The following is a 26219-nucleotide window of genomic DNA, read 5'->3' as shown; positions in this document are numbered from 1 at the left end:
GCCTCCTGACTGAGAGAACGAAGCGCGGCCCTTGTTCAGGGCCGCGTCACAGGCTTTAGAAGTTGCTGTGCAGGCCGCAGCTCTTGCCGGGGAAGGTCAGCGGGTCATACGGCACCGGCTTGATCGGCGCCGGCGAGGACCAGATCACCTTGAACTGCCCATCCGGCTGCAGCTCGCCGATATAGCCGGTCTGCACCATGGACTGGTTGGCATCGAACTTCACCTGGCCCAGCGGGCTGTCGACGAAGCCGAGCTTCACCGCCTCGTTACGCACCTTCTTCGGGTCGAAGCTGCCGGCCTTCTTGGCGGCGTCGGCCCAGATCATCACATCCTCATAGCCATGCACCATCGGGTCATCGACGACGGAGTCGGCGCCATATTTCGCCTTATAGGCGGCGACGAAATCGGCATTGGTCTGGCCCGGCAGGCTCTGGAAATAGTTCCAGCTGGTATAGGAGCCGGCGAGCAGGCTCGGGCCCATCGCCTTGGCTTCCGGCTCGGCGATGGAGAAGCTCATCACCGGCAGCTTGTCCGGGGTCATGCCGGCGGCGGCCATCTGCTTGAAGAAGGAGACGTTGGAATCGCCGTTCAGCGTGTTGATGATGATGTCCGGCTTGGCCTTCTGGATTTCCGCGATGATCGAGGAGAAATCCGTCCCGCCGAGCGGCACATATTCCTCGCCCGAGAGGGTCAGCCCGTCATGCGCGATATGCTTCTTCAGGATCAAATTCGCGGTGCGCGGATACACATAATCGGAGCCGACCAGGAAGATCTTCTTGTAGCCCTGCTTCTCGGCCCATTCCAAAGCCGGGAGCGCCTGCTGGTTCGGCTGCGCGCCGGAATACATGATGTTGGGGGAGCATTCATTGCCCTCGAACTGCACCGGATACCAGAGCAGCCCGTGCAGGCGCTGGAACACCGGCAGCATCGCCTTGCGCGAGGCGGAGGTCCAGCCGCCGAACACCGTCACCACCTTGTCCTGCTGCAGCAGCTTGGTCGCTTTCTGCGCGAAGATCGCCGGGTCGGAGGCGCCATCTTCCACCACCGGCACGATCTTCTTGCCCAGCACGCCGCCCTTGGCGTTGATCTGGTCGATCGCCAGCAGCTCGGCATTTTCCAGCGGCACTTCGGAAATCGCCATGGTGCCGGAGAGGGATTGCAACACACCCACCTTCACGGTGCCGTCGGCATGGGCGGGGGCGGCAAGGCCCAAAGCCGTGCTGGCGAGAAGGGCGGCGGCGAGGCTCAGTTTTTTCCCCAGTTTCTTCATCGTCATCAAAGTCTCCCACTTGTTGGCGGCAAGCCCGCGTTCGTGATGGAGAGTATGGGTTTGCTGCGCCGCCGCACGCCATGGGCCATTTGACGTAGTGGGCGGGGCGGGGTGGGGGCGCTGGGGCACTGACCCAAATGTTCGCGCGGACTTTTTGAAAAAAATCCGCATAGCTTCAAAAACTTTGGCGATTATATACTTGAAGCCACAGTGGACAACATGTTGATGTCAGGCAATAATTTCAGATTTGCATTCGTGGCACACAAGCATACGTGGCTTTCCAAGCTGCATATGCGGAGTGGAGTATGGGGCCGCTTGAAGTATCGAGCGCTTACGGTGCTCATAGCAGGTGGCACATATATCATGCGGAGGTTCGGGAGGCTCCACGTCTGGCTTCAATCTATAGACGATAGAACCACCTTTTGTCGTGCTCATCTTATAGCGCTGCTTGTCAGCGTTCCATGTTTCAAAAGCTGCTATTTCTTTTTCAAGATTCGCTACTTGCTCCAATAACGCCCCTTGCGCCTGTTGTGCGGTAAGTATTTTTTCGAGCAATTCTACGACAGCTCCGTTCCGAACGGCCCCATCATTCATGTCCTTTAGGGCCTTCGCGGAATCATACATCGCCCTGAAGGCGCTTATGCCAGCAAAAATCTCACCCACCACTGTGCGCATCCTTTTTCTGTTGCGATGTGGAAAGTTTCGACATGACGGCACCCCTCTGAATGCTAGAAAACCCTATATCTTGGGGATTGTGGCATCAAGTATATAATCGCCAAAATTTTTATAGATTTTTCAAAGGGTTTTTACCCCCGCCGCGCAAGCGCTCCCACCGCCAGGGCCGCCGCCGAGGCGCGGTTCTCCACCCCCAGCTTGGTGAAAACCTGCTCCAGATGCTTGTTCACCGTGCGCGGCGAAATGCCGAGAATATCCGAAACATCCTTGTTCGGCTTACCCCGGGCCACCCACAGCAGCACCTCCGCCTCGCGCGCGCTCAAGCCGAACTGGCTTTGCAGAAACGCCTCCTCCTGCCCGCCCCGCTCTCGGTCAGGCGATAGAGCAACTCCGCCGGACCGGTGCGCCCCACCAGGGCAAAATGCAGCGTGCGCGTGCCCGCCTGCATCTCCAGCCCGGCCGGCAGACGAAAGCCGGCGGCGGTGAAATCCGGCAGCGCGTCAGCCAAACGCTGCTCGGCCTGCGGCGTGCACCAGAGCAGCGCCCCCGCCTCATCCGCCGCCAGCAGAAACCCGCCCGCCGCATCCAAAGCCGCCCTGGTCCGCAAGGCCGCCCTGGCATTGCCCAGATGCACCCTGATCCGCGCCAGCATCTCATCGATGACAATCGGCTTGGTGACATAATCCACCCCGCCGCCTCCAGCCCGCGCACCACATGCGCGGTATCCGAAAGCCCGGTCATGAAGATCACCGGGATCGGGCTCAACGCCGGCAGCGCCTTCAGCGCCTTGCAGGTCTCGAACCCGTCCAGCCCCGGCATCATCGCATCCAGCAGAATGAGGTCCGGCGTCACATGCAGCAGCGTCTCCAGCGCCGCCTCGCCGCTGGTCGCCACCAACGCGGTCAGCCCGGCCGTTTCCAGCGCCTCGGTCAGCAGCCCCAGCGTCTCCGGCGTGTCATCCACCACCAGCACCAGATCACGGCGGGCGCTCATGGCGTCTCATCCAGATAGGCCAGGATGCGTTTCAGCTCGAAGCCGCGCAGCCAGCCGAGCAGCTCGGCGCAGAACGGCGCCAGCGCCGCATCCTGCGCCGCCAGCGTCTTCAACCTTGCCTCCAGCCCCGCGCATAGCCGATGCGGGCGAGCTGGCGCAGCTCCTCCACCACATCCTCATCCGGGCGCGCCAACGCGGCCTGCGGCGCGGGGGCGGGCGCCTCATACACCCAGTCCAGCCCCAGCAGCGTGCCGATCTTCTCCAGCAGCGCCCGGATATCGATCGGCTTGGCCAGAAACGCATCATAATCCGCCTCACCAGGGCGGGTCGCATCATGCAGATTGCCCGAGACCATCAAGATCCGCGCCCTCTCCCCCGCGCCCGCAACGCCCCGCCACCTCCAGCCCTGACATGAAGGGCATGGAAATATCGAGAATGATCAGATCGGGTGCGGCATCCTGCGCCAGCGCCAAACAGGCGGGCCCATCCGCCACCGAGAGCACGACGAAGCCCAGCGGCAGCAGCACGTCACTCACCAGCCGCACATGGTCCGCATCGTCATCGGCGATCAGGATCTTCCGGCGCGGCCCGGCATAGGCGGTCATCCGCCGCGGCGGCGCCACCGCCTCCGCCCCTTGCGCCTCGGAGAGCAGCAGCCGCACCTTGAAGGCGCTGCCCTGGCCCGGCGTGCTCTCCACCGCAATCTCCCCGCCCAATATCTCCGTCAGCAGCTTGGAGATGGTCAGCCCGAGACCCGTCCCCGGCAGCGCATTGGAGGCGGGCAGATGGCCGCGCTCGAACGGTTCGAAAATCTTCGCCAGATCCTCCGGCCGGATGCCATTGCCGGTATCGGCGATGGTGAATTCCGTCACCAGCCCGCGCCGCTGCACATTGAGCCGCACCTCGCCCTTGGGCGTGTATTTGATCGCGTTGGAGAGCAGATTGATCAAAATCTGCCGCAGCCGCTTTTCATCCGTATGCACATGCCGGGGCAGCATGCGCGCACGCTCATCCTTGAACACGATGCCTTTCGCCTGCGCCTGCAGCCGGAACATATCCACCAGCTGATCCAGAAAATCCGGGAAATCCACCAGATCCCGGTGCAGATGCAGCGCCCCGCTCTCGATCTGCGAAATATCCAGCAACCCATCCACCAGATTGGAGAGATGTGCGGCGGAGCGGCGAATGGTGCGGATCGCCTCATCCGGCCGCAGCGTACCGCCGGCCTCCAGCAGCTGCGCATAGCCGAAAATCGCGTTCAGCGGCGCGCGGATTTCGTGAATCACGCCGACGATATAACGGCTCTTCGCGGTATTGGCGGATTCCGCCGCCGCCTTGGCGGTCTGCAGCGCCGCATCGGTGCGCTCATGCGCGGCGATCTCATCCAGCAGCATCGCGGTCTGGTGCCCGGTCTCCGCCTCCGCCGCCCGGCTGCCGGCCCGCGCCAGCACCAGCAGCCAGGCGGCCAGGGCGGCGAGAATGAACAGCGCGTAGAACGCCACCAGCAGCGTCTGGCGCACGGCGGCACTGGCATTGGGCTCCAGCACCCCGAACTCATAGCCGATCACCCCAGCAGCGCCGCGATGATGGCGGTGAACAGCAGCAGCAGCCCGAGGAAGGGCAAGATCCTTGCATCCAGCCGCTTCGCCAGCCAGTCGCGCAGCTTTGCCGGCAGGCTGCGCTCTAGGCTCTGCGCCAGCCTTCCCTGCGGCTTGCAGAGATCATGGCAACGCGCCTCCAGCGTACAGCAGAGCGAGCAGATCGGCCCGCCATAGGCCGGGCAGCCGGCCATGTCCGGCCCGTCAAACCCCCCTCGCAGACGATGCAGCTTTGCGCGGCCACGTCCTCCGGCGGCCGCGCCAGATAGAACCGCCCCTTGGTCGCCCAGGCGATCGCCGGCGCCGCGACAAAGGCGACGATCAACCCGCCAAAGGGTGCGACCGCCCGCGCCACCGGCCCGAACACGCCAAAGCTCATCAGTGTGGAAACCAGCACCGAAAGCCCCATCGCCCCGACGCCGACCGGGTTGATGTCGTACAGATAAGCCCGCTTGAACTCGATCCCCGGCGGTGACAGCCCCAGCCGCTTATTGATCACCAGATCCGCCGCCAGAGCCCCCATCCAGCCCACCGCGAAATTCGCGTACAGCCCGAGGATATTCTGAATCACCCGGTAGATGCCCAGCTGCATCAGCAGCAGCGCCAGCGCCACGTTGAACACCACCCACACCACCCGGCCGGATGCGAATGGGTGAGCCGGGAGAAGAAATTGGACCAGGCGATGGAGCCGGCATAGGCGTTGGTGGTGTTGATCTTCATCTGGCAGGTGACGACGAAAACCAGCGTCAGCCCCGCCGCCAGCGCCGGGTTATGGAACACTTCCAGAAAGGCGAAGCGGAACATGGTGGCGGGCTGCGCCGCATGCTCCCAATCCACCCCGCGCTCGATGGCGAGATAGGCCAGGAACGACCCCGCCGCGATCTTGGCGCAGCCGGTGAGCACCCAGCCCGGCCCGGTGAGCAGCAGCGCCGCCCAGCCCCCTGCCCCGCGCTTGGCCGGCAGAAAGCGCAGATAATCCACCTGCTCGCCGATCTGCGGCAGCAGCGAGAGCAGAATGGAGGTGGCCATGCCGAAGGGCAGCAGTGCCAGCCCGTTACTGCCGGTGATGCCGGGAAACTGCGTCCAGGCCGCGATATCCGGCAGGCCCCGCGCGGCGAGATAGAGCAGCGGCCCGAATTGCAGCACCAGCCAGAGCGGCTGGCTGAACAGCTGCATGCGGCTGATGACGCGGATGCCAAGCGCCGCAATCGGCACCACCGCCAGGGCGCTGATGCAGTTCGCCAGCCAGAGCGGCAGATGCAGCACCATCACCATCGCCGCCGACATGATGCTGGCCTCGATGGCGAATAATATGAAGGTGAAGGTGGCGTAGATCAGCGAGGTGATGGTCGAGCCGATATAGCCAAACCCCGCCCCGCGGGTGAGCAGATCGACATCGATGCCGTGCTTCGTCGCCGCCGCGCAGATCGGCAGCCCGACCAGGAACATGATCAGCCCCGCCGCGACAATCGCCGCCATCGCGTTGGTGAAGCCGAAGGTGAGGGTGATGGAGCCGCCAATCGCCTCACAGGCCAGGAAGGAGACCGCGCCGAGCGCCGTGTTCGCCACCTGAAAGGCGCCGCGCCGCGCCCGGGTCGCGGTGAAGCGCAGCGCGAAATCCTCCAGCGTCTGGTTGCCGACCCATTGATTATATTGGCGGCGCTGGCGGATGACGCGTTGGGGAACCTGCATGGCTTTCTATCCGGCGCGATGCGCGGGCCGGTCAAGCGGAAAGGCATGACTGGGATGCGCCCCCGCCGGGACGCGCCAGGCTGGAACGGCTTGACAGAGGGGCACCTGAAGTTCCAGTAATTTCAAAAATTACTGAAAGTTCGGAAGAGTGCCGCTTTCACCTTTAGTTGAAAATTTTGTGCTGCATTTCGGCGAGATGGGCAGCCGCTGGGGGATCAACCGCACCGTCGGTCAGGTCTATGCCCTGCTCTACGCCTCGCAGGCGCCGCTCTCGGCGGATGAGATCGTCGCGGCGCTGGGCGTCTCGCGCTCCAATGTCTCGATGAGCCTGAAGGAGCTGCAAAGCTGGGAGCTGGTGCGGCTGCAGCATCTGCCCGGGGACCGGCGGGATTATTTCTCCACCCCGGACGATATCTGGCAGATCGTCCGCACCTTGGCCGAGCAAAGGCGCAAGCGCGAGATCGACCCGACGCTGAGCGTGCTGCGCGGCCTCATCGTCACCCAGCCGGGCAGCGAGGCCGATGAATACGCCCAGCAGCGTTTGCAGCAGATGCACGATCTGATCGAGCTGCTGGTGCAATGGGCGGACGAGGTGCAGCGGCTCAACACCAAGGAGCTGGTGCAGCTTTTGCGCCTGGGCAGCAAGGTGGTCGGGCTGCTGGAGCTGAAAAACAAGCTGCCGGGGCTGGGCCGCGGCCTGCGCCGCCAGCCCGCCGAAACCGACGCGCAGCCGGACTGATTTGAGTTTGCGTTAACGATCCCAGGGCCAGAACCGCCCGGGTAAGAAATAACACTGGAGTGTGTGCGATGCAGGATAGCCCTCTATCCGTCCTTCTGTCGCGGCTGGATTTCGCGTGGATCACCACCATGCATATCCTGTATCCGCCTTTGACCATCGGGCTGGCGGCGCTGCTGTTCCTGGCGGAATGGCATTGGGTGCGCAGCCAGAATGAAAGCTGGTACCGGCTGGTGCGCTTCTTCGAGAAGCTGTTCATCGTGAATTTCGCCGCCGGTGTCGCCACCGGCATCACCATGGAGATGGCCTTCGGCATTCTCTATGGCCGCTTCTCCGCCGCCGCCGGGCCGTTCTTCGGCCAGGTGCTGGGCTATGAAACGATCACCGCCTTCATGTATGAGGCCGGCTTCATCGGGCTGATGATCTTCGGCTGGGGCAAGATCTCCCGCAGGATGCATCTCTTCGCCACCTTCAATGTCGCCCTCTCCTCCACCCTCTCGGCGATGTGGATCCTGGATGCGAATAGCTGGATGCAGACCCCGGCCGGCGTCGAGCTGAAAAACGGGCTGTTCCAGGTGACGGATTGGGGCAAGGCGCTGCTCAACCCGGATGTATGGCTGGGCTTTCCGCATATGTGGCTGGCGGCGGTGGAGCTGGCGCTGGGCTTCGTCGCGGCGATTTCCGCCTGGTACTGCCTGAAATTCCGCCATGTGGCGCTGTTCCAGAAGACGCTGAAAGCCTCCATCCTGGCGCTGGTCGTCGTCGCGCCCTTGCAGGTCTATCTCGGCGATGGTCTGGGCCGGGTGGTGGCGGACGACCAGCCGGCGGCCCTCGCCGCGATGGAAGGCCATTACCACACCTATAATCCGGACGGCTCGGTGAATACCGGCTGGCAGGTCATCGCCTGGCCGAATGCGCGCGGCGACGGCAATGCCTGGGCGATCACCATCCCGCACGTGCTGAGCCTGCTGGAGGATCATAGCTGGAACGGCAAGGTGCAGGGGCTGGATGAATTCCCGGCCGACCAGCGCCCGCCGGTGCTGATCCCCTTCTACGCCTTCCGCGTCATGGCCGGCGCAGGTGCGGCGCTGGTGCTGCTGGCCTTCTGGGGCCTCTATCTGGCGCTGCGGGGCAGGCTGGGCGCGGCCCAAATCGCGCGGCAGCGCTGGTTCCTGCGCGCCGTCATCGCCGCCGGTTTCCTGCCTTACATCTCCATCTGGTGCGGCTGGTGGGTGCGCGAAATCTGCCGCCAGCCCTGGGTGGTGTACGGGATGATGCGCACCGCGGACGGGGTGAGCCTGATGGGCATCGGCCAGGAGATCGTCTGGATGGTTGGCTATCTCGGCTTCGAGCTCGCGGTGTGGGGCAGCGTCTGGTACTTCCTGGCGAAGATCATCCGCACCGGGCCGGATCTCACCAGCCCGGTCGCCGAGGATGGCCACCAGCATCTGGGCGCGCTGGAGCCCGCCCCGCACGATAAGCATGCCGCGCCGTCTTATGTGCGCCCGGTCTGAGGCGGAGATCCGATCATGAATGAGTTCACCCAAGTTCAGGACCTCGTCACCTTCGCCTGGTGGATCGCCCTCGATGTCGCCGTGCTGCTCTATGTCGTGCTGGATGGCGCGGATCTGGGGGCGGGGATTTTCTCCCTCTTCGTCCGCGCCGAGCATGAGCGCGGCGCCATCATGTCCGCCATGGCCGGCACCTGGGATGCCAACGAAACCTGGCTGGTGGTCGCCGGCGGGGTTTTGTTCGGCACCTTCCCGCTGGTCTATGGCTCGGCTTTTTCCTATCTGATGATCCCGCTGATGATCGCCCTCTGGGGCATGATCACCCGCGCGGTGGCGCTGGAATTCCGGCATCTGGCCGCCGCGCGCTGGCAGCGTTTCTCGGATTATGCCTTCGGCGTTTCCAGCCTCATCGTCGCCTTCTTCGGCGGGCTGGCGGTCGGCGCGGTGCTGAACGGCTTCCCGATCACCCATGACCCGAACGCGCCCGGCGCCTATATCGGCGGGGCGCTGCGCTGCTTCACCCCGTTCAGCATCTGGACCGGTGTGGCAGCCGTCATCGCCACCACCCTCTCCGGCGTGCTGTTCGTGCGCGCCCGGTTTGAGAAGGACGAGCCGATCCGCCAGCAGGCCGCGCGCTGGACCAGCAGCGCCTTCTGGCTGGCGTTGGCGGTGGTCGCCATCACCGTGGGCTTAAGCGCCATCCTCTTCCCCTGGGCGCGCGGCAAATGGCTGGGGCCGCATATGTGGATGTGGATCGTCGTGCTGCTGGTGGTGGTCTTCGCCGCCTGGCGGATGCGCCTTGCGGCGAGGCAGGACCGCGACATCGCCGCCATTCTCTGGCTGAATATCGGCATCGCGGTGATGGCGCTGGCGATGATGGCGACGATCTATCCCTGGCTGATCCCCAATACCTGGACGATCTATGACGGCGCCAGCCCGGCGGTCTCGCTGTTCACCTTCACTTTGGCGATGGGCGGCTTCATTCCGGTGATGCTGGCCTATAACGCCTATCAGATCTGGGTGTTCCGCGCCCGCATCTCGGCCCTGGCGGCCTATCACTGAGCATGGCGACGCACAGCGCCCCGCTGCCCCGCGACCAGGCCAAGGCCCTGAATGGCTGGCTGCGGGCGCGGGCGAAAAATCTCCGCCGGCCCCTGGCGGGCGCGGTGGGGCTGGGGGCGCTGGGCGGGCTGCTGCTGGTGGGGCAATGCTGGCTGCTGGCCCGCATTGTCGATGCGGTGATGTTCCATGTGGAACATCTGGCCGGGCTCTGGCCGCTGCTGGGCGGGCTGCTCGGGGTGTTTCTGCTCCGCGCCCTGGCCGGGTTCGGTACGGACGCTCTGGCCTTCGAGGCGGCGGCTCAGGCCAAAACCAGCCTGCGCGCCAGTTTGCACGAAAAGCTGGCGGCTTTGGGGCCGCGCTTCATCGCGGGCCAGCGCAGCGGCGAGCTGGCGGTCTTATTTTCCACCGGGCTGGACAAGCTCGACCCCTATTACGCCGCCTATCTGCCGCAAACCGCCCTGGCCGCCTTCCTGCCCATAGCCATCCTCGCCGTGGTGCTGCCGACGGACTGGGTCTCCTTCCTGATCATGCTGCTCAGCGCGCCGTTGATCCCGATCTTCATGATCGTCATCGGCAAGGGCACGGCTTCGCTGAACCAGAAACAATGGCGCAAGCTGGCGCAGCTCTCGGCGCATCTGTTCGATGTGATCGAGGGCTGACGACGCTGAAGCTCTTCAATGTCAGCCGGGTGCAGGCGCGCATCGTCGGGCGAATGGCGGAGGAGTACCGGCATGCGGTGATGGAGGTGCTGCGCGTCGCGTTTCTTTCAGCCCTGGTGCTGGAATTCCTGGCGACGATCAGCATCGCCATGGTCGCGGTCTATATCGGGTTTCGGCTCTATTACGGCGAGATGGCCTTCCTGCCCGGCTTTTTCGTGCTGCTGCTGGCCCCGGAATTCTACAGGCCGCTGCGCAATATGGGCACGCAATATCACGCCAAAATGGACGCGGTGGCGGCAGCCGAGCAGATTGTCGCGTTTCTGGAAACCCCTATCCCGGTGGCGCAGACCGGGACCATGGCGCTGCCCACGCCGCTCCTCGGCGAAGTCCGACTGGAGGGGGTGGGCTTTGCCTATGAGCCCGCGCATCCCACGCTGGAGGGGATCAATCTGAGCCTGGCGCGCGGCGAGATGCTGGCGCTGGTGGGGCCGAGCGGCGGCGGCAAGACAACTTTGGCCCGGCTGCTGCTGGGGCTGGAGGCGCCGAGCCAGGGGCGGATCATGGTCGATGGGCAGGATCTGCGCGAAATCGACCCGGCATCCTGGCGCCCGCGCGTGGCCTGGATGCCGCAGCGCCCGACCTTGTTCCCGGTCAGCATCGCCGAAAATATCCGCCTCGCCCGCCCTGAGGCCAGCGACGAGGAGGTGCGCGCCGCCGCCCGCGCCGCGCATGCGGACGGGTTCATCGAGATGTTTTCGCAGCGCTACGAGACGCGGCTGGATGAGGCCGGCCAGGGGCTCTCCGGCGGGCAGCTGCGCCGCATCGCTCTGGCCCGGGCGATCCTGAAAAACGCCGACCTGCTGGTGCTGGACGAGCCGGATGCCAGCCTGGATGAGGAGAGTGCGGACAACATCCGCGCCGCCATCGCAGCGCTGCGACAAGAGAAGGCCGTGCTGATCATCGCGCATCGGCTGGAGAGTGTGCGCGCGGCCGACCGGATTGCGGTGATCGAGCACGGGCGGGTGGTGGAATACGGGCCGCCCGCCGCGCTGCTGGCGCAAGGCAGCGCCTATCGCGCCGCGCTGGCGGCCTATGAGGGGGCGGCATGAGGGATTTGCGCCGGCTTTTATCGCTGCTGGGGGCGGGCTGGGGCTGGGCGCTGGCGGGGGTTCTACTCTCTGCCGGGGTGATCCTCGCCAATGTGGCACTGCTCGCCCTCTCCGGCTGGTTCATCGCCGCCATGGCGCTGGCCGGGCATGGCGGGCCGATGATCGAATATTTCACCCCCGCCGCCGCCATACGCGGGCTGGCGGTGCTGCGCAGCGTCGGGCGCTATGGCGAGCGGCTGGTCACGCATGACGCCACCTTCCGGCAGCTGAGTGCCTTGCGCGTCTGGTTCTATGAAAGGCTGGAACCGTTGGCCCCGGCGCGGCTGCAGGGCCAGCGCAACGGCGATCTGCTGAGCCGGATGCGCGCCGATATCGATAGTCTGGAGACCTTCTATCTGCGGGTGCTGGTGCCCAGCCTGGCGGCGTTGCTCTGCGTGCCGTTGCTGGTGGTCTTCCTGGCGCGGTTCAGCTTCGCGGCGGCGGCGGTGATGCTGGCCGGGCTGCTGCTGGCCGGGCTGGCGCTGCCTTTGCTCACCCAGCGCCTGGGACGCGCGCCCGGGACGGCTTTGGCGGCGGCGCGGGGAGACCAGGCGGCGGCGCTGAGCGCGCTGCTGCGCGGCTATGACGAGCTGCTGCTGGACGGCGCCTTGCCGCGCCAGACCCGCATGTGCCTGGAAGCCGGCAGCACCGCCCTGGCCGCGCAGCGGCGCGGGGCGCGCCTTGCCGCCGCCGGCAAGGAAGGGGCGGGACTGGTTGCGAACCTGACCTTATGGGCGGTTCTGCTGGTGCTGCTGGCCGCCGGCCCCGCGCTCTCCGGCCCGGATTTCGCGATGCTGGGGCTGTTCGTGCTGGCCGGGTTCGAGGCGGTTGCCGCCCTGCCCGCCGCCTATCAGGCGCTGGGCGAAGGGCTGGCGGCGGCGCGGCGGATTTTCGAGATTGTCGACCTGCCCCCCGCCCTGGCCGAACCCGCACGGCCCGCCTTGGCGCCGGCGCGGTTTGATCTGCGCGTGTCGCAGCTGCGCATGGGCTATGGCGACGGGCCGGCGGTGCTGCGCGATCTCAGCCTGAGCGTGCCCGAGGGGCGTGCCTGGGCATCACCGGCGCATCCGGGGCCGGCAAGACCAGCCTGTTCAATGTGCTGCTGCGCTTCTGGGACTATCAATCCGGGCGGGTGGAGATTGGCGGGCAGGAGCTGCGCCGGCTGGATGGCGAGACCGTCCGCCGCCTGTGTACGGTGGTGGCGCAGCGCACGCATCTGTTCAACACCAGCATCCGGGAAAACCTGCTGATCGCACGCGCTGACGCGACCGAAACGCAGCTGCATGAGGCGCTGCGCGACGCGGCGTTGCTGGACGAGGTGCTGGCGATGCCGCGCGGGCTGGAGACGCTGGTGGGCGAGGCCGGGCAGCGCCTCTCGGGCGGCCAGGCGCGCCGGCTCTCGATGGCGCGGGCCTTCCTGAAGGATGCGCCGATTTTGCTGCTGGACGAGCCGACCGAAGGGCTGGATGCGCAAAGCGAAGCCGCCGTGCTGGGCGCGATGGCCAGGCTGATCAAAGGCCGGACCTGCCTGCTGATCAGCCACCGCCCCCAGGCGCTGCGCCTGGCGACTCAACGCCTGGCGTTATAGCCGCGTTTCAGCCGTCCCGCCCGAAGGCGCGGGCGAGCTTGCGGTCGGTATCATACTGGCTCAGCGCATAGACCGCCCAGATCGCCGCCGGCACCCAGCCGATGACGGTGAGTTGCAGGACCAGGCAGATGATCCCGGCGAAGGGCCGGCCGATGGTGAAGAACAGCAGCCAGGGAACCAGCAAGGCAAGCAAAAGACGCATGAAAGCCTCCATTTCCAGGGGCGAACCCGTCCCCGCACCCTGGCTGCATACGTAATTTGCCGAACATCGCAGGGTCAAGCGCCTCATACCGCGGAGGCTTACGGATCGTTGAAATATTGAAAACAGGGGACGCCAGCCCCGACCTTGCCGGCGCGGCGGGTGGAATTCGCGCTGATCGGCCAGATGGCGGAGGAGGAGTTTCTGCTGCGCATCGTCGAGCAGGATATCGACCATGACCTGGACCGGCTGCAGGCGCGGGTGAGGCTGACCCGGCGGGAGACGGAAGTGCTGCCCTGGCTGGCGCGCGGCAAATCCAACCGCGACATCGCGCAGAGTCTCAATGTCAGCGACCGGACGGTGAACAAGCATCTGGAGCAGATATATCCGAAGCTGGGGTGGAGACGCGGACTTCGGCGGTGGCGATTGCGATCAGGGCGCTGGAGGGGGCGTGAGGGGGCTGGTGTCGACCCGTCCAAGACAGTGAGCGGTGCGCCGGCCATGTCCGGTATGGGCCGGAAAGCCGTCCGTCCGCTTCTAAATCAAAGCCGCTGAAAAGCGGGCAATGCAGCCCCATAGTCCTGCTGGCAGCATTCGGCTTGAACATCGCACACCGTCAGGCGAGTTTTTTTGGTCTAACAGTTTGCTGAAAAACTCCTGGCGGCCGGGATTATGATGTGATTCACTTTGGCTGGCAGGTTTTGTGAGGCGTGGGGTGCGGGGTTCTTTTCGAGATCAGGGCGGGATGTTTTCGTATGTTTCACCAGAAACACGGGTTCCGGCGACCCATCCGTTGCGAGCGATCCGTGCTTTGGTGCGGGATGTTCTGCATGAGATGAGCCGCAGCTTTGCCTGGCTGTATTCCAGGGAAGGCCGGCCCTCGGTGCCGCCTGAACAATTGCTGAGCGCGCTGCTGATCCAGGTGCTGTACGGGATTCGCTCGGAACGGCAGTTGATGGAGCAACTGGATTATAATCTCCTGTACCGCTGGTTTGTGGGCTTATCCCCGGATGATCCGGTCTGGAACCCGACCACGTTTAGCAAGAACCGCGAGCGCCTGCAGAACGGCGATATATTCCAGAAATTCATGAGCCGGCTGCTGAACCACCCGCGGGTGACGCCGCTACTATCGGATGAGCATTTCTCGGTGGACGGCACGCTGATCGAGGCGTGGGCGTCGCAGAAGAGCTTCCGGCCGAAGGATGGCAGCGACGATGATGGTTCGGATTTCCACGGTCAGAAGCGTAAGAACGATACCCATGCCAGCACCACCGACCCGGAAAGCCGGCTGTACCGCAAGGCCGCTGGGCGGGAGGCAAAGCTTTCGTATATGGGGCACGCGCTGATGGACAACCGGCACGGCTTGGCGGTGGGTGGCCGAGTGACCCAGGCCACAGGCACGGCTGAGCGTGAAGCCTCGGAAGCGATGTTGAAAGCCAAAGCCAAGTCGGCCGCCGGGCGGATCACCGTAGGCGAAGACAAGGCTTACGATACCGCCGATCATGTCGCCAATCTGCGCGACGCCGGCGTGACACCGCATGTCACACAAAACAACGGTGAGACCAAAACCGGCAGGCACCGCCGCAGCGCGATTGACGGACGCACCACGCGCCATCCCGGTTATGCGATGTCGCAGACCCGCCGGGCGATGATCGAGTGCATATTCGGCTGGGGCAAGCAGCACGGCACGATGCGCAAGACCAAGCTGCGCGGCGTTGCGCGGGTCGCCGGCACCTTCATGCTCAACCTGATCGCCTATAATCTGGTACGCATTCCAAAAATGGTGGCAATATAAGGGACGAGTCTGTCCGCTGGACGAAAAAAGTCCAGAAACCGGCAAGAAACTTCAATCACTTGAACCAAAATCCAGGCCCCAAAGCTAAATCAGAAAAAATAAAACCAAGTTTCGGGGTTTTTCAGCAAACTGCTAAAGTGCGAGAGCCTTAGAAGCACAGCGTTAGGTTAGTTACACCGAGTTATTTGAATTTTATTTCTGAAATGCAGCGGCTTCGTATCCAGCCTGATCTAATGTGCAGTCCACCAGTTCTAAAAAGGCTTTCTTTGTTAAGCCCACTTGTTTAGCCATTTGCCCGAGTAGCGGATCACCAATGGTCTTATGTGCCGAACCATGGCTCATCTTGGTCTTTTTTATTGTTTTTTTACCCCCAAGATTCCAGTAGATATAATAGGAATGGTCGCCATTTTCTTTTTTAAATCCCTTACGCTGTAACGCGGCGTCGATAACATCTCGCTCTCTAGTCATGCACTGATTACCTTGAAACGCGATAATAACGCTACTTTGACGGATTGGGCTTCAGCATCCAGCTCATCATCAGGTGCGAGCGCATAATGACGCCACAATATGTCAAGCTCTTCAAGAACGCTCTCGCGCAGCTTGTCATAAGTGAGCGCAAAGGCATCTATGCCAAGTAAACTATCCTGAAAGGAAAATATTTTATCCTTCCAGTTTAGAGTTACAGGAATTGACAGTGTACGATTTGCCTGAATTGTTTGTGAGCCGGACTGGAAGCTTGAAATTGCTTCTAGTGTCGGTTCCAACTCAGTAACGGAATAGACTTCTTTAAAAGAAGCTATATCGCCTTTCTGGTTAATCTTAGGCCGGCCCGTAATTTTTAACCTTTTGCGAACATTTTGCTTAAGCCATTCTTCAGTAGACAAGGGATAGTCGATTCGAATTGTGGCCTGATTGCTAGGTTTGATCGCTAGAATCGTACGACTGAAGTCAATCGCCTGTAATTTTCCAGCTACAACCTCTTCGTCGATTTCAGGTGGGCTGCCTGTTTTATATTTGGCAAGCACTGTGCGCGCTCGTTCCGCTTTAAAATTGAATGGTCCGCGTGATCCCGCTCGGACTGTTATTTCTAAATCGCTGTCCTCCGATGGCAGAAGGCCAAGCGCAGCTTTTGCCATGAACCAACGTTCGCGTGCATTTGGGAGAACTTGCTTTACCACCTCTTCATTGCCGCTATCGAATGCCTTCAAAGCTTCAAGCAATTTTTTTCGTGCAGCTACGGTGGCAGGAGTAAAGGCACCATTTTGTGAAGCTACATTGAACGGTTGAACGTGGCTCCCCTTTTCGGGAGCATGGCATACAATCGCATATTCTTGCCTTACTTTCGCGGTGGGCTTCAGGCGCTCACTTAGAATGCGTCCCTCTGACATCATGCCAATAATATATACCATACGCTGAAGTGCATTGAGAGACGCTATCACAGCATCGGCTGGCGCCCCGTTCAGTCGCCGGACAGACTCGCCGTTGAACTTCAGTTCGATATTGTCCGGCTTTTCAGCCACTTCTGACCCCATTAAATCTGCTTGACGGTTCTCGTAGCGCTTCCGTCATGTTTAGCCACCAGCCTTTGCAAATGAAAGGGGACAAATAAACAAAACTTGGCTACTTGTACGCATTCACCAGCCCAGCGAGCTTAGAGCGGGTAAAATACAGCGTAACACATCCAACGAATGGCGACTCTCTGGATTGATCCCATGGTGGCCCTGCCACGACCAACTAGCTGACTCCTCCCCGAAAAAGCCTTCCAATGGCTGGAATGTCCGCTTCGGAGCGTCTGACTAAGGTCTCTGAACAGCAACTATGGGCGCTGAGCGGACACTCGTCAGTTTCCGCGCCGTGACTGCTTTCCCCCATCCCAGCCCCCTACCCCTCCGGCGCCCAGTGCAGCAGTTTTTTCAGCAGCATATCCACCCCCACCCAGAGCAGGATCGTCATCCCCGCCAGCAGCACCAGGGCGGCGAACATCACATCCGTCTGCATCCGGGCATTGGCGTTCAGCATCACATAGCCCAGCCCCTCGGAGGCGCCGGCCCATTCGCCGATGATGGCGCCGATGGGCGCCACCGAGGCGGCGATGCGCAGGCCCGCGCCGAAGGCCGGCAGCGCCGCCATCAGCCGCACCCGCCAGAGGATGGCCAGCCGCGAGGCGCCCATGGTGCGGGCGAGGTCCAGCCAGCCCGGCTCGGTGCGGCGCAGACCGTCATAAAAGGCAGCGGTGACGGGAAAGAAAATCACCAGCACCGCCATCAGCACTTTCGAGGCGAGGCCGAAGCCCAGCCACAGCACCAAAAGCGGCGCCAGGGCAAACACCGGCACCGCCTGGCTCAGCAGCAGCAGCGGCAGCAGCCAGCGCTGCACCCCGCGCGAGGCGACCATCACCAGCGCGCAGCCCGCCCCGAACAGCGTGCCCAAGCCCAGCCCGAGGGCGATTTCCAGCAGCGTCACCAGCGCGTTGCGGGCCAGGAAGCCCCATTGCGCCACCAGCGTCTGCGCCACGGCACCAGGGCCGGGCAGCAGAAAGGCGGGGATATTGGCGAAACGCGCCAGCCCCCACCAGAGCGCCACCAGCCCGGCACAGGTGCCCAGCGGCCGCAGCACCCGGCTCATGCCCCCTGCCCCGCCAGCAAGGCGCGCAGCAGCTCGGCCTGGGTGTGCAGCAGCGCCTCGTCATCCGGGGCGCGGGGCGGGGTGCCGGGCACGGTGATCGCCGGGCCGAGGCGCGCCGGCTGCCCCGCCATCACATGCAGGCTGTGGCCGAGCCGGCAGGCTTCCAGCGGGTCGTGGGTGATCAGCAGCATCGTCCGCCCGGCCAGCAGCGTTGCCGCCAGCGTCTGCATCTGGGCGCGGGTGATCGCATCCAGCGCGGAAAAGGGCTCGTCCATCAGCACCACCGGCCGGTCCTCATACAGCGTGCGGGCCAGAGCGACGCGCTGGCGCATGCCCCCGGAGAGTTCCTTGGGCAAAGCCCGCTCGCGCCCGGCCAGCCCCACCGCTTCCAGCAGCGCCATGGCCCGCGCATGATCCGGGCGCTGCCCGCGCAGGCGGCTGCCGAGTGTGACATTCTCAAGGGCGCGCGCCCAGGGATAGAGCAGATCCTGCTGGCCCATCCAGGCGATGCGCGGGGCCAAAGCCTGGCCGTCATCGGCCTCCACCACCCCGGCATCCGGCGTCTCCAGCCCGGCGGCGATGCGCAGCAGGCTGGTCTTGCCCACCCCGCTCGCCCCCAGCAGCGCCACGCAGCGGCCCGCCGGCACGCGCAGCGCCAGCCCCTCGAACAGCGGGCGGCCTTCATAGCGCAGGGTCAGCCCGTGCAGATGCAAACCGGGCGGCTTGGGCGTTTGCTTCATCCCGTTCAGCTATACCCGCTTGCGCGCATGAAAAAAGGCCGGACCCTGGGGTCCGGCCTTGCACGGAGCCATTGCCTGTCAGTTGCCTGTCAGCGATGTGGGCTTGCCGGGGTTTGGCCGGTCTGGGGCTGGGCCACCGGCTGCGCGGCGGGCATCGTGGCCGGCACTGGCTGCGTGCCCGGGGTGCTGTTCGCCTCCCAGCCGCCGCCCAGCGCCTTGTACAGCGTGATCTCGTTCTGCCGCTGCGCCAGCTGCAGCGCCACCAGATTGAGCTGCGCGCTGAGCAGATCATTCTGCGCCACCAGCACGTTCAGATAGGTATCGATCCCCGCCTTGAAGCGCATCTGCGCCAACGTGTAATAACGCTGATCCGCGTTCACCAGATCCTGCTCATACTTGACCTGGTCCACATAGGTCTCACGGCCGTTCAGCGCGTCCGAGACATCGTGGAAGGCGGACTGGATGGTCGCCTCATAGGTCGCGATCTGGATCTTCTTCTCGACCTTGGCGATGTCGAGATTGGCGATATTGGCGCCGGCGGTGAAGATCGGGATGGTGATCTGCGGCTGGAAGGACCAGGAGGTCTGACCGCCGGAGAACAGGCTGCTGAGGCTGTTGCTGGCGACACCGCCGCTGGCGGTGAGCGAGATCGACGGGAAAAACGCCGCCCGCGCCGCGCCGATATTGGCATTCGCCGCCAGCAGCTCATGCTCGGCCGCGCGGATATCCGGGCGGCGGGTGAGCAGGTCGGAGGGCAGGCCCGCCGGCACGTGCGGCAGCTTGGCCTCGGCATCCAGCCCGTCCACCGCGTTCATCTGCGCCAGCAGGGCCGGCGGAATCGGCGCGCCGGCCAGCAACACCAGCTCATCCATATCCTGCGCCACCTGGCGCTGATATTGCGCGACGCTGGCCGCCGCCGTGTCGTAGGTGATCTGCGCCTGGGCCAGATCCTGCGCCGTCACCGTGCCGTTATTCAGCTCCAGCTGCACCAGCGACAGGGATTTCTGGTCCGCCGCCGCGGTGTTCTGCGAAATCCGCAGCGATTGCCGATCCGCCAGCCAGGTATCGTACTCGGACGCCACCTGCGCCACCAGCGAGATCTGCGTGCTGAGCGCGGTATCCAGATCGCTCAGAAAGGTCTCGTGCGCGGATTTCGCGGTCGCGCGCAGCTTGCCGAACAGGTCGATCTCCCAGGAGACCGCCTGCGCGCCCAGGCTGTATTCATGCGAGGTGATGGCCCGCCCGGCGGAGCTGAGATTGGCCGGGGTGTGGGTGACGGTTTGATAGGCATCGCCCTCGATGGTCGGGAACAGGCTGGCGCGGTCGACGCGATATTGCGCCTGCGCCTGCTGCACGTTCAGCGCCGTCTCGCGGAAATTGCGGTTATTCGCGAGGCTGAGGGAAATCAGCTGCTGCAGCGCCGGATCCTTGAAGAAATCCTTCCAGCCGAGATCGGCGGCGGCGGGGCCGGCGCCGCCACCCGCCACCGGGTAGGCATTCTGCACCGGCAGCGCCGGGCGGTGATAGGCCGGGATGAGCGAGCAGCCCGAGAGCAGCCCCAGCATCAGGGCGGAGACCGGTTTCACGTTACGCATGGATCAATGGCCCCCGCCGGTATGTGTCACTTCCACCTGCTCCGATTTGCGGCGCACCTTGGTCAAGCCAAGCACCACGACGAAGAAGATCGGCACGAAGAAAATGGCGAGCACCGTGGCGGTGACCATGCCGCCGACAACGGCGGTGCCGATGGCGGTTCGCGCCCCCGCCCCGCGCCGGTCGCGATCGCCAGCGGGAAGGTGCCGAGGACGAAGGCGATCGAGGTCATCAGGATCGGCCGCAACCGCTCCTGCGCCGCATGCAGCGCCGCATCGAACAGGCTTTCGCCCTGCTCATAGAAGTTCCGGGCGAACTCGACGATCAGAATGGCGTTCTTCACCGCCAGCCCCATCGTGGTGAGCAGGCCGATCTGGAAATACACGTCATTGGCAATGCCGCGCAGCAGATTGGCCAGCACCGCGCCGATGATGCCCAGCGGCACCACCAGCATCACCGCCACCGGGATCGACCAGCTTTCATACAAGGCCGCCAGGCAGAGCAGGATGAAGACGACGGAGATGGTGTAGAGCGCGCCGGTCTGCGAGCCGGCTTTCACCTGCTCGTAAGAAAGGCCGGTCCATTGCATGGTGACGCCCTTGGGCAGCTCGGCGGCGAGTTTCTCGACCTCCGCCATCGCCGTGCCCGAGCTCACCCCGGGGCCGGCTGGCCCTGAATCTCATAGGCCTCGTCACCATTATAGATTTCCACCGCCTGCGGGCCGACGCTCCAGCTGCCGGAGGTGAAGGCGCTGAAGGGCACCATGCCGCCGGACGAATTGCGGACATACCATTTATCCAGGTCGCTCGGCTGCATGCGCGCATCCGCCTCACCCTGGACATAGACATCCTTCACGCGTCCGTCGCGCTGGAACTGGTCGACATATTCCGAGGCCAAGGCCGCCTGAATGGTGGTGTTGACATCGCTCATCGACAGCCCGAGCGCCGAGGCCGCCTCACGATCGACCTTCAGATTATATTGCGGCGCCTCGCCGAGGCCATTGGGGCGCACCGCCTCCAGCAGATGATCCTGCGCCGCCAGCCCGAGGAACTTGTTGCGGGCATTGAAGAAATCCTGGCTGCTGAGATTGCCGGAATTCATCAGCTCCAGATCGAAGCCGGTGGCGTTGCCCAGCTCCAGCACCGGCGGCGGCTGCAGCACGAAAACCTGCCCGGCCGGGTTGCCGGCGAAATGCGCCATCACCCGGTTCGCGATCGCGGCGACATTCTGCGACGCCTTGGGCCGGTCGGCCCAGGGCTTCATCAGCATCACCAGGAAGCCCTGGCTCTGCGCCTGACCGGCGAAGCTGAAGCCGGTGACGTTGAAGACGGACTTCACGTTCGCGGATTCGGTCTTGTCGATATAGTCACGCAGCTCGGTGTTCAACGCCGTGGTCTGCTCGGCGGTGGAGCCGGTCGGCAGGGTCACCTGGCCCAGCAGCAGCCCCTGATCCTCGTTCGGCAGAAAGCCTGTCGGCAGCCGGGTGAACAGGAAGACGGTGAGGATGGTGATGCAGACAAAGCCCACCATGGTCAGCCGGCGATGGCGCGACATCCTGCGCACGCCGCCGAGATAACCGTTACGGGTACGGTTGAAATTGCGGTTGAACCAGCCATAGAACCCGCGCGTGCCGGCCCCTTCCTTCGGCGGGCGCAACAGCGAGCCGCAGAGCGAGGGGTGAAGATCAGCGCGGTCAGGATCGACAGCACCATGGCCGAAACGATGGTGACCGAGAATTGCCGATAGATCACGCCGGTGGAGCCGCCGAAGAAGGCCATCGGCAGGAACACCGCCGCCAGCACCAGCGCGATGCCGACCAGCGCCCCGGAGATTTCATCCATCGATTGGCGCGCCGCCTCTTTCGGCGCGAGCTTGCGCTCATGCATCAGACGATCGACATTTTCCACGACGACGATGGCGTCATCGACGAGCAGGCCGACGGCCAGCACCATCGCCAGCATGGTCAGGGTGTTGATCGAGTAGCCCAGCGCCGCCAGCACCCGAACGTGCCCAAGAGCACGATCGGCACGGCGATGGTCGGCACCAGCGTGGCGCGGATATTCTGCAGGAACAGCAGCATCACCAGGAACACCAGCACGATGGCTTCCAGCAGCGTCTGCACGACCTCTTCCAGCGACAGCACGATATAGGGCTGGGTATCGTAGGGATAAACCAGCTTCACCCCGGCGGCAGGCTCTTCGCCAGCACCGCCAGCTCCTGCTTCACCGCTTTTTCGGTATCCAGCTGGTTGGCGCCGGGCGCCAGTTTCAGCCCCATGGCGGCGGTCGGGTGACCGTTGAAGGTGGCGTCGATCGCGTAGCTCTGCGGCCCCAGCTCGACCTTGGCGACATCTTTCAGCCGCACCTGGGCGCCGCTGGTCTCCACCTTCAGCAGAATATTCTCGAACTGCTTGGGATCGGTAAACTGGCTCGGGCCGTTGATCAGCGCGTCGAGCCGCTGGCCCTTCACCGCCGGCAGGCTGCCCAGCTCGCCGGACGGCACCTGGATGTTCTGCGCCTGGATGGCGGAGACGACATCGGCGGCGGTCAGCCCGTATTTGAACAGCTCACCCGGATTGAGCCAGATGCGCATCGCATATTCCGAGCCGAACAGCGTGTAATCGCCAACGCCGGGAATACGGGTGATCGGATCCTCGAAATTGGAGGCGATGTAATCCCCGAGTGCGGCGTGATCCATGGTGCTGTTCGTGGATTCCAGCGCGAAGAACAACATATAGTTCTTCTCGGCCTTGCGCACATTGATGCCGCTTTGGGTCACTTCGCTCGGCAAGGTCGGCTCGGCCAGAGAGAGCTTATTCTGCACCTGCACCTGGGCGATGTTCGGATCGGTACCCTGCTTGAAGGTCAGGGTGATCGTCACCGCGCCGGTCGCCTCGGCGGTGGAATCGATATATTCCAGCCCGTCCAGACCCGACATTTGCTGCAGGATCGGCCGGATCACGGTATTCGCCGCCGTCGTCGCATTCGCGCCGGCATAGCTGGTGGAGATCGAGATCGCCGGCGGGGCGATGGAGGGATATTGCGCGATCGGCAGCTGGGTAATCTCGATGGCGCCGGCCAACATCAGCACCAGCGCCAGAACCCAGGCGAAAATCGGCCTGTCAATAAAGAAACGTGACATATCGGAGTCCTGGAACCGGGGTCAGGAGGCGGCGTTGCCGGAGGCGAATTTGGCGGTCTCGTCGGTGGGCGTGACCTTCTGGCCGGGGGTGGCGTTGAGCAGCCCATCGACGATCACGCGATCGCCCGGCTGCAGCCCGCCCGTCACCACCCAGTCATTGCCGAGCGTGGCGCCGGTCTTGATCACCTTCTGCGCGACCACATCATCCTTTCCGACCACCAGCACGGTCGGGTCGCCATGGGTGTCGTGGGAGACCGCCTGCTCGGGCACCAGAATGCCGTTCTTGTCCACCCCTTCATCGATCACCGCGTGCACATACATGCCCGGCAGCAGCAGATGGTCGGGGTTGGGGAAGATCGCGCGGACCAGCACCGTGCCGGTGGCCTGGTCCACATTCACCTCGGCGAACTGCATCTTGCCCGCCGGCGCGTAGGTGCTGCCGTCCTCCAGGGTCAGCGTCACCTTGGCCGTGCCATCGGCGTTGGTCTGCAACGTGCCGGACTGCATTTCCTGCTTCAGCCGCAGCCAGGTCTCGGAGGATTCGTTCAGATCGACATAGATCGGGTCGAGCTGCGTCACCGTCGCCAGGGCCGTGCTCTGGTTCGCCGTCACCAGCGCGCCGGGGTCACCGTGGAGGCGCCGATGGTGCCCGAGATCGGCGAGAACACCTTGGTGTAATTCAGGTTGATCTGCGCGCTCTCGATGCTGGCCTTGGCGGAGGCGACATTGGCCTCGTCCTCTTTCACCGTCGCCAGCGCATTGTCGTAGGATTGCTGGCTGACGGCCTGGGCCTGCGCCAGAGGCTTGTAGCGGCGGGCCTGCGCCTGATCCGTGGCCAGCTGCGCCTCGTCATGCTTTAATGTGGCAACGGCACTGTCATAAGTCGCCTGATAGGGCGCCGGGTCGATCTGATAAAGCTGCTGCCCGGCCTTCACATCCGAACCCTCGACGAACAGCCGCTTGAGAATCACCCCGGTCACCTGCGGGATGATCGGCGCCGTCATCACCGCGGCGGTACGGCCCGGCAACTCGGTTTCCCGGGTCACCGGCTGAGTTTTGATGGTGACCGTGCCCACCGCCGGCGGCGGCGGCGCGGAGGCGGCCTTCTGCTTGTCACAACCAGCCAGAAGCGTGAGCCCGGCAAGGCACGTTGCCGCCAGGGCACGGCCACGGGCGGGGCGACGAAATTCGACGGACATCAAGACCTCTCAAAGGCAGGCTGGAATGAAAACAACGGAAACCCAGTTGGAGCACTAGCAAAATCAAAGATCTGGTGTGATTCAGCGTCATTGATCCGCGATACGGAGAATCGCGGATGTCTGAACCATCGCACCAGAGTGAAGCAACGACCTCAAAACATTTACAGTACTTATGAGTACTGATATTGTGCGATTGCGAAGGGCTGTCAAGACGCGACCTGGTTGCATTTTTTCGCGTCAAAGAAACGAATATGGATGGGATTGAGTGTCCAAGGAGATTTGCAAGCATCGGGGGCGGCCAAAAGCCTGTACGGACGAGACGCAGCGGCGATTGATCATCGATTGTTCACGGCGCCTGTTCCTGGAACAAGGCTATGGCGCGACCCGGACCGAGGACATCGCGACACGCTGCAAGATCTCCAAACAGACGCTCTACCGGTTGTTTCCGGGCAAATCCGCGCTGTTCGCTGCGGTGGTGGATGCCGACCGCCCGCAATGGCTGGAGCTGCCCGTGCCCGACGACCTGCCCCTGGCGGCGGCGCTGGAGCGGATTTTCCGGATCGATATCAGCGAGGACGAGGACAAGGAGCGGCTGGATTTCTTCCGCATGACCTTGGCGGAGGCCCAGACCTACCCGGAGCTGAGCGAGATCGCCCGCACCAACGGGGCGCAGCAGGCGCATGCGGCGCTGGCCATCTGGATGCAGCGCCAGGCGGATCGCGGCCTGATCAACCTGGCACTGGATGCGCTGACCAGCGCGCGCATGCTCTCGGACATGATTTTCGGCGCGATGATCCTGAAATCCATCGGCGAATTCGCCTGGCGCAGCGGCGAGGCACGGCGCGCCCATATCCGCGCCGCCATTCATGTCTTCCTGCACGGCGTCTGCCCCGCCCCAGCCGCGTCAAGCTGACCCCATATTGCGCCGCAGACGCGCGCGGGCACAGAGCGGCCTTTCGGTTTTTAGGTCCTGAATCGGGACTATTTTCTGGCCTTTGCGGGATCACGGCGCTAAATTGGCGATCCACCGCGCGAAAAGACGCGGGGCATTCGCGAGCTGGGGCGTGGAAGCAAAGGCAAGACCCATGAACGACGTGACAATCTGGGCGGAAATGTTGGCGGTGCCGGTGGCAATCGGCTTCATTGCGGTGATGATCTGCCTGTTCAAGGACAGGCTGGAATTCGAGCGCCACCACCCCACAAGCCGTAAGATCAGCCTTGGCCGTCCTCCGCGCCGGCGACCAGATATTTCCGGTCGATCCGGCGCATGGCGGTGGCCAGACGCGCCTCCTCGCGCTGGATGTCCTCCAGCGTCGAGCCGGTGAAATCCATATGCGCGCGCATCGCCTCACCCGCTTCGTTGGCATCCCCGCTCAACACCGCCTCGCCGATGCGCAGATGCTGCGCCAGCAGCAAATCGCGCAGGCCCGCGCGCAGATACAGCGTCTCACGATTATAAAAGACGTTCTTGCGCAAGAGATCGCCCAACACCCGCATGATGTGCAGCACCATCAGATTATGCGAGGCCTCGTAGATCAGCCCGTGCAGCTCGGCATCCACATCCGCCTCCAGGGCCGACTCCCCGGCATCATGCGCGGCCTGGATGCGGCGCAGGCAATCGGCGATCGCCTCGCGCTCGGGCTGGGTGGCGCGGATGGCGGCATAGCCGGCGGCCGCCACCTCCACCGTGCGCCGGAATTCGATATAATCCGCCGTCGCCCGCGGCTCGGTCACGAATAATTCCGCCAGCGGGTCGGCCAGCCGGTCAAGAAACCGCGCCACGCTGGTGCCGGACTTGCCGGAGACCAGCAGCCCGCGCTCCTCCAGCTGCGCCAGCGCCTGATGCAGAGACGGGCGCGAGACCCCCAGCCGCTCCGCCAGCTCGCGCTCGCCCAGCAGCTTCTCCCCCGGCCGCAGCGCCCCTTCCAGGATCATCGTCTGGATGCGCTCGGCGATGATATCCGCCAGCGGCACCGGCTTCACCTTTTCAGCCAT

Annotated in this window: 26 protein-coding genes and 2 pseudogenes; 9 read left to right on the top strand and 19 right to left on the bottom strand. The window is 63.8% G+C overall.

The window, feature by feature from the left end; all coding sequences use genetic code 11:
* Positions 1-55 precede the first annotated feature (55 nt).
* The 9 genes from urtA to GT370_RS15910 all read right to left on the bottom strand — a co-directional run bounded on the left by urtA (position 56) and on the right by GT370_RS15910 (position 6228).
* Positions 56-1276: an urea ABC transporter substrate-binding protein gene (gene urtA / locus GT370_RS15945; RefSeq protein WP_008494838.1), complete on the bottom strand. Its 1221-nt coding sequence runs from the start codon at positions 1274-1276 to the stop codon at positions 56-58.
* Positions 1277-1498: 222 nt separating this feature from the next.
* Positions 1499-1933 (bottom strand): hypothetical protein, encoded by a 435-nt coding sequence (locus GT370_RS15940; RefSeq protein ID WP_144052792.1) that lies wholly within the window; start codon positions 1931-1933, stop codon positions 1499-1501.
* 143 nt (positions 1934-2076) lie between these two features.
* Positions 2077-2268 carry a helix-turn-helix domain-containing protein gene (locus tag GT370_RS20995; protein ID WP_333489965.1) on the bottom strand — a complete coding sequence of 64 codons (192 nt, stop codon included), beginning with the start codon at positions 2266-2268 and terminating at the stop codon, positions 2077-2079.
* Between the two features lie 49 nt (positions 2269-2317).
* Positions 2318-2938 (bottom strand): response regulator, encoded by a 621-nt coding sequence (locus GT370_RS15935; protein ID WP_333489964.1) that lies wholly within the window; start codon positions 2936-2938, stop codon positions 2318-2320.
* Between the two features lie 109 nt (positions 2939-3047).
* Complete coding sequence (locus GT370_RS15930) at positions 3048-3293, bottom strand: hypothetical protein (protein WP_270183373.1); 246 nt, start codon at positions 3291-3293, stop codon at positions 3048-3050.
* Positions 3271-4506 carry an ATP-binding response regulator gene (locus GT370_RS15925; protein WP_270183372.1) on the bottom strand — a complete coding sequence of 412 codons (1236 nt, stop codon included), beginning with the start codon at positions 4504-4506 and terminating at the stop codon, positions 3271-3273. The genes GT370_RS15930 and GT370_RS15925 overlap by 23 nt, the downstream gene beginning before the upstream one ends.
* Positions 4503-4730: a hypothetical protein gene (locus tag GT370_RS15920; protein WP_270183371.1), complete on the bottom strand. Its 228-nt coding sequence runs from the start codon at positions 4728-4730 to the stop codon at positions 4503-4505. The genes GT370_RS15925 and GT370_RS15920 overlap by 4 nt, the downstream gene beginning before the upstream one ends.
* Positions 4622-5161, bottom strand: coding sequence for a hypothetical protein (locus GT370_RS15915; RefSeq protein WP_270183370.1), 540 nt, complete (start codon positions 5159-5161; stop codon positions 4622-4624). Before GT370_RS15915 ends, GT370_RS15920 begins: the two co-directional genes overlap by 109 nt.
* Positions 5128-6228: a purine-cytosine permease family protein gene (locus GT370_RS15910; RefSeq protein ID WP_270183369.1), complete on the bottom strand. Its 1101-nt coding sequence runs from the start codon at positions 6226-6228 to the stop codon at positions 5128-5130. Before GT370_RS15910 ends, GT370_RS15915 begins: the two co-directional genes overlap by 34 nt.
* Positions 6229-6406: 178 nt before the next feature.
* On the opposite strand from GT370_RS15910, the gene GT370_RS15905 reads away from it, so the two are divergent.
* The 6 genes from GT370_RS15905 to GT370_RS15880 all read left to right on the top strand — a co-directional run bounded on the left by GT370_RS15905 (position 6407) and on the right by GT370_RS15880 (position 12932).
* Positions 6407-6967: a GbsR/MarR family transcriptional regulator gene (locus GT370_RS15905; RefSeq protein ID WP_008494834.1), complete on the top strand. Its 561-nt coding sequence runs from the start codon at positions 6407-6409 to the stop codon at positions 6965-6967.
* A 68-nt stretch (positions 6968-7035) separates the two neighbouring features.
* Entirely contained in the window at positions 7036-8478 is a 1443-nt protein-coding gene (locus GT370_RS15900) for a cytochrome ubiquinol oxidase subunit I (RefSeq protein ID WP_008494833.1), read from the top strand.
* Between the two features lie 15 nt (positions 8479-8493).
* A complete protein-coding gene (locus GT370_RS15895; RefSeq protein WP_008494832.1) occupies positions 8494-9537 on the top strand; it encodes a cytochrome d ubiquinol oxidase subunit II in 1044 nt (347 codons plus the stop codon).
* 2 nt (positions 9538-9539) lie between these two features.
* Positions 9540-10196, top strand: a complete 657-nt coding sequence (locus GT370_RS15890) for an ABC transporter transmembrane domain-containing protein (RefSeq protein ID WP_270183368.1) — start codon at positions 9540-9542, stop codon at positions 10194-10196.
* Positions 10142-11305 carry an ABC transporter ATP-binding protein/permease gene (locus tag GT370_RS15885; protein ID WP_270183367.1) on the top strand — a complete coding sequence of 388 codons (1164 nt, stop codon included), beginning with the start codon at positions 10142-10144 and terminating at the stop codon, positions 11303-11305. Before GT370_RS15890 ends, GT370_RS15885 begins: the two co-directional genes overlap by 55 nt.
* A gap of 1135 nt (positions 11306-12440) precedes the next feature.
* Positions 12441-12932, top strand: a complete 492-nt coding sequence (locus GT370_RS15880; protein ID WP_270183366.1) for an ATP-binding cassette domain-containing protein — start codon at positions 12441-12443, stop codon at positions 12930-12932.
* A 7-nt stretch (positions 12933-12939) separates the two neighbouring features.
* On the opposite strand, the gene GT370_RS15875 is transcribed toward GT370_RS15880, so the two are convergent.
* Positions 12940-13134 (bottom strand): YqaE/Pmp3 family membrane protein, encoded by a 195-nt coding sequence (locus GT370_RS15875; protein ID WP_008494828.1) that lies wholly within the window; start codon positions 13132-13134, stop codon positions 12940-12942.
* A 159-nt stretch (positions 13135-13293) separates the two neighbouring features.
* Here GT370_RS15875 and GT370_RS15870 point away from each other — a divergent pair, with 159 nt between their 5' ends.
* Complete coding sequence (locus tag GT370_RS15870; protein WP_270183365.1) at positions 13294-13686, top strand: helix-turn-helix domain-containing protein; 393 nt, start codon at positions 13294-13296, stop codon at positions 13684-13686.
* A 160-nt stretch (positions 13687-13846) separates the two neighbouring features.
* Positions 13847-14926, top strand: coding sequence for an IS5 family transposase (locus tag GT370_RS15865; RefSeq protein WP_083878918.1), 1080 nt, complete (start codon positions 13847-13849; stop codon positions 14924-14926).
* Between the two features lie 192 nt (positions 14927-15118).
* Here GT370_RS15865 and GT370_RS15860 read toward each other — a convergent pair whose 3' ends face one another.
* The 7 genes and pseudogenes from GT370_RS15860 to GT370_RS15830 form a co-directional block, all read right to left on the bottom strand.
* Positions 15119-15394 carry a hypothetical protein gene (locus tag GT370_RS15860; protein ID WP_083878754.1) on the bottom strand — a complete coding sequence of 92 codons (276 nt, stop codon included), beginning with the start codon at positions 15392-15394 and terminating at the stop codon, positions 15119-15121.
* Positions 15391-16446, bottom strand: coding sequence for a hypothetical protein (locus GT370_RS15855; protein ID WP_144052789.1), 1056 nt, complete (start codon positions 16444-16446; stop codon positions 15391-15393). Before GT370_RS15855 ends, GT370_RS15860 begins: the two co-directional genes overlap by 4 nt.
* 361 nt (positions 16447-16807) lie before the next feature.
* Positions 16808-17551, bottom strand: coding sequence for an ABC transporter permease (locus GT370_RS15850; RefSeq protein ID WP_270183364.1), 744 nt, complete (start codon positions 17549-17551; stop codon positions 16808-16810).
* Entirely contained in the window at positions 17548-18291 is a 744-nt protein-coding gene (locus GT370_RS15845) for an ABC transporter ATP-binding protein (protein WP_026438979.1), read from the bottom strand. The genes GT370_RS15850 and GT370_RS15845 overlap by 4 nt, the downstream gene beginning before the upstream one ends.
* An 89-nt stretch (positions 18292-18380) precedes the next feature.
* Positions 18381-19886 carry an efflux transporter outer membrane subunit gene (locus GT370_RS15840; RefSeq protein ID WP_270183363.1) on the bottom strand — a complete coding sequence of 502 codons (1506 nt, stop codon included), beginning with the start codon at positions 19884-19886 and terminating at the stop codon, positions 18381-18383.
* Positions 19887-19889: 3 nt separating this feature from the next.
* A pseudogene (locus GT370_RS15835) lies at positions 19890-23025 on the bottom strand (efflux RND transporter permease subunit).
* A gap of 21 nt (positions 23026-23046) precedes the next feature.
* Positions 23047-24224 (bottom strand): annotated as a pseudogene (locus GT370_RS15830) (efflux RND transporter periplasmic adaptor subunit).
* 265 nt (positions 24225-24489) lie between these two features.
* Between GT370_RS15830 and GT370_RS15825 the strand changes: the two are divergent.
* On the top strand, positions 24490-25137 hold the full coding sequence (locus tag GT370_RS15825; protein WP_035178998.1) for a TetR/AcrR family transcriptional regulator: 648 nt from the start codon (positions 24490-24492) through the stop codon (positions 25135-25137).
* 90 nt (positions 25138-25227) lie between these two features.
* Here the strand turns inward: GT370_RS15825 and GT370_RS15820 are convergent, their stop codons facing one another.
* Together GT370_RS15820 and GT370_RS15815 are read right to left on the bottom strand one after the other, a co-directional pair.
* Positions 25228-25392, bottom strand: coding sequence for a hypothetical protein (locus GT370_RS15820; RefSeq protein WP_270183362.1), 165 nt, complete (start codon positions 25390-25392; stop codon positions 25228-25230).
* 44 nt (positions 25393-25436) lie between these two features.
* Entirely contained in the window at positions 25437-26219 is a 783-nt protein-coding gene (locus GT370_RS15815) for an FCD domain-containing protein (protein ID WP_008494819.1), read from the bottom strand.

This window comes from Acidocella sp. MX-AZ03 (assembly GCF_027626035.1).
Taxonomy (GTDB): domain Bacteria; phylum Pseudomonadota; class Alphaproteobacteria; order Acetobacterales; family Acetobacteraceae; genus Acidocella; species Acidocella facilis.
Note: the sequence above shows the minus strand (reverse complement) of the source record. Positions and strands in the feature narration are given on the sequence as shown.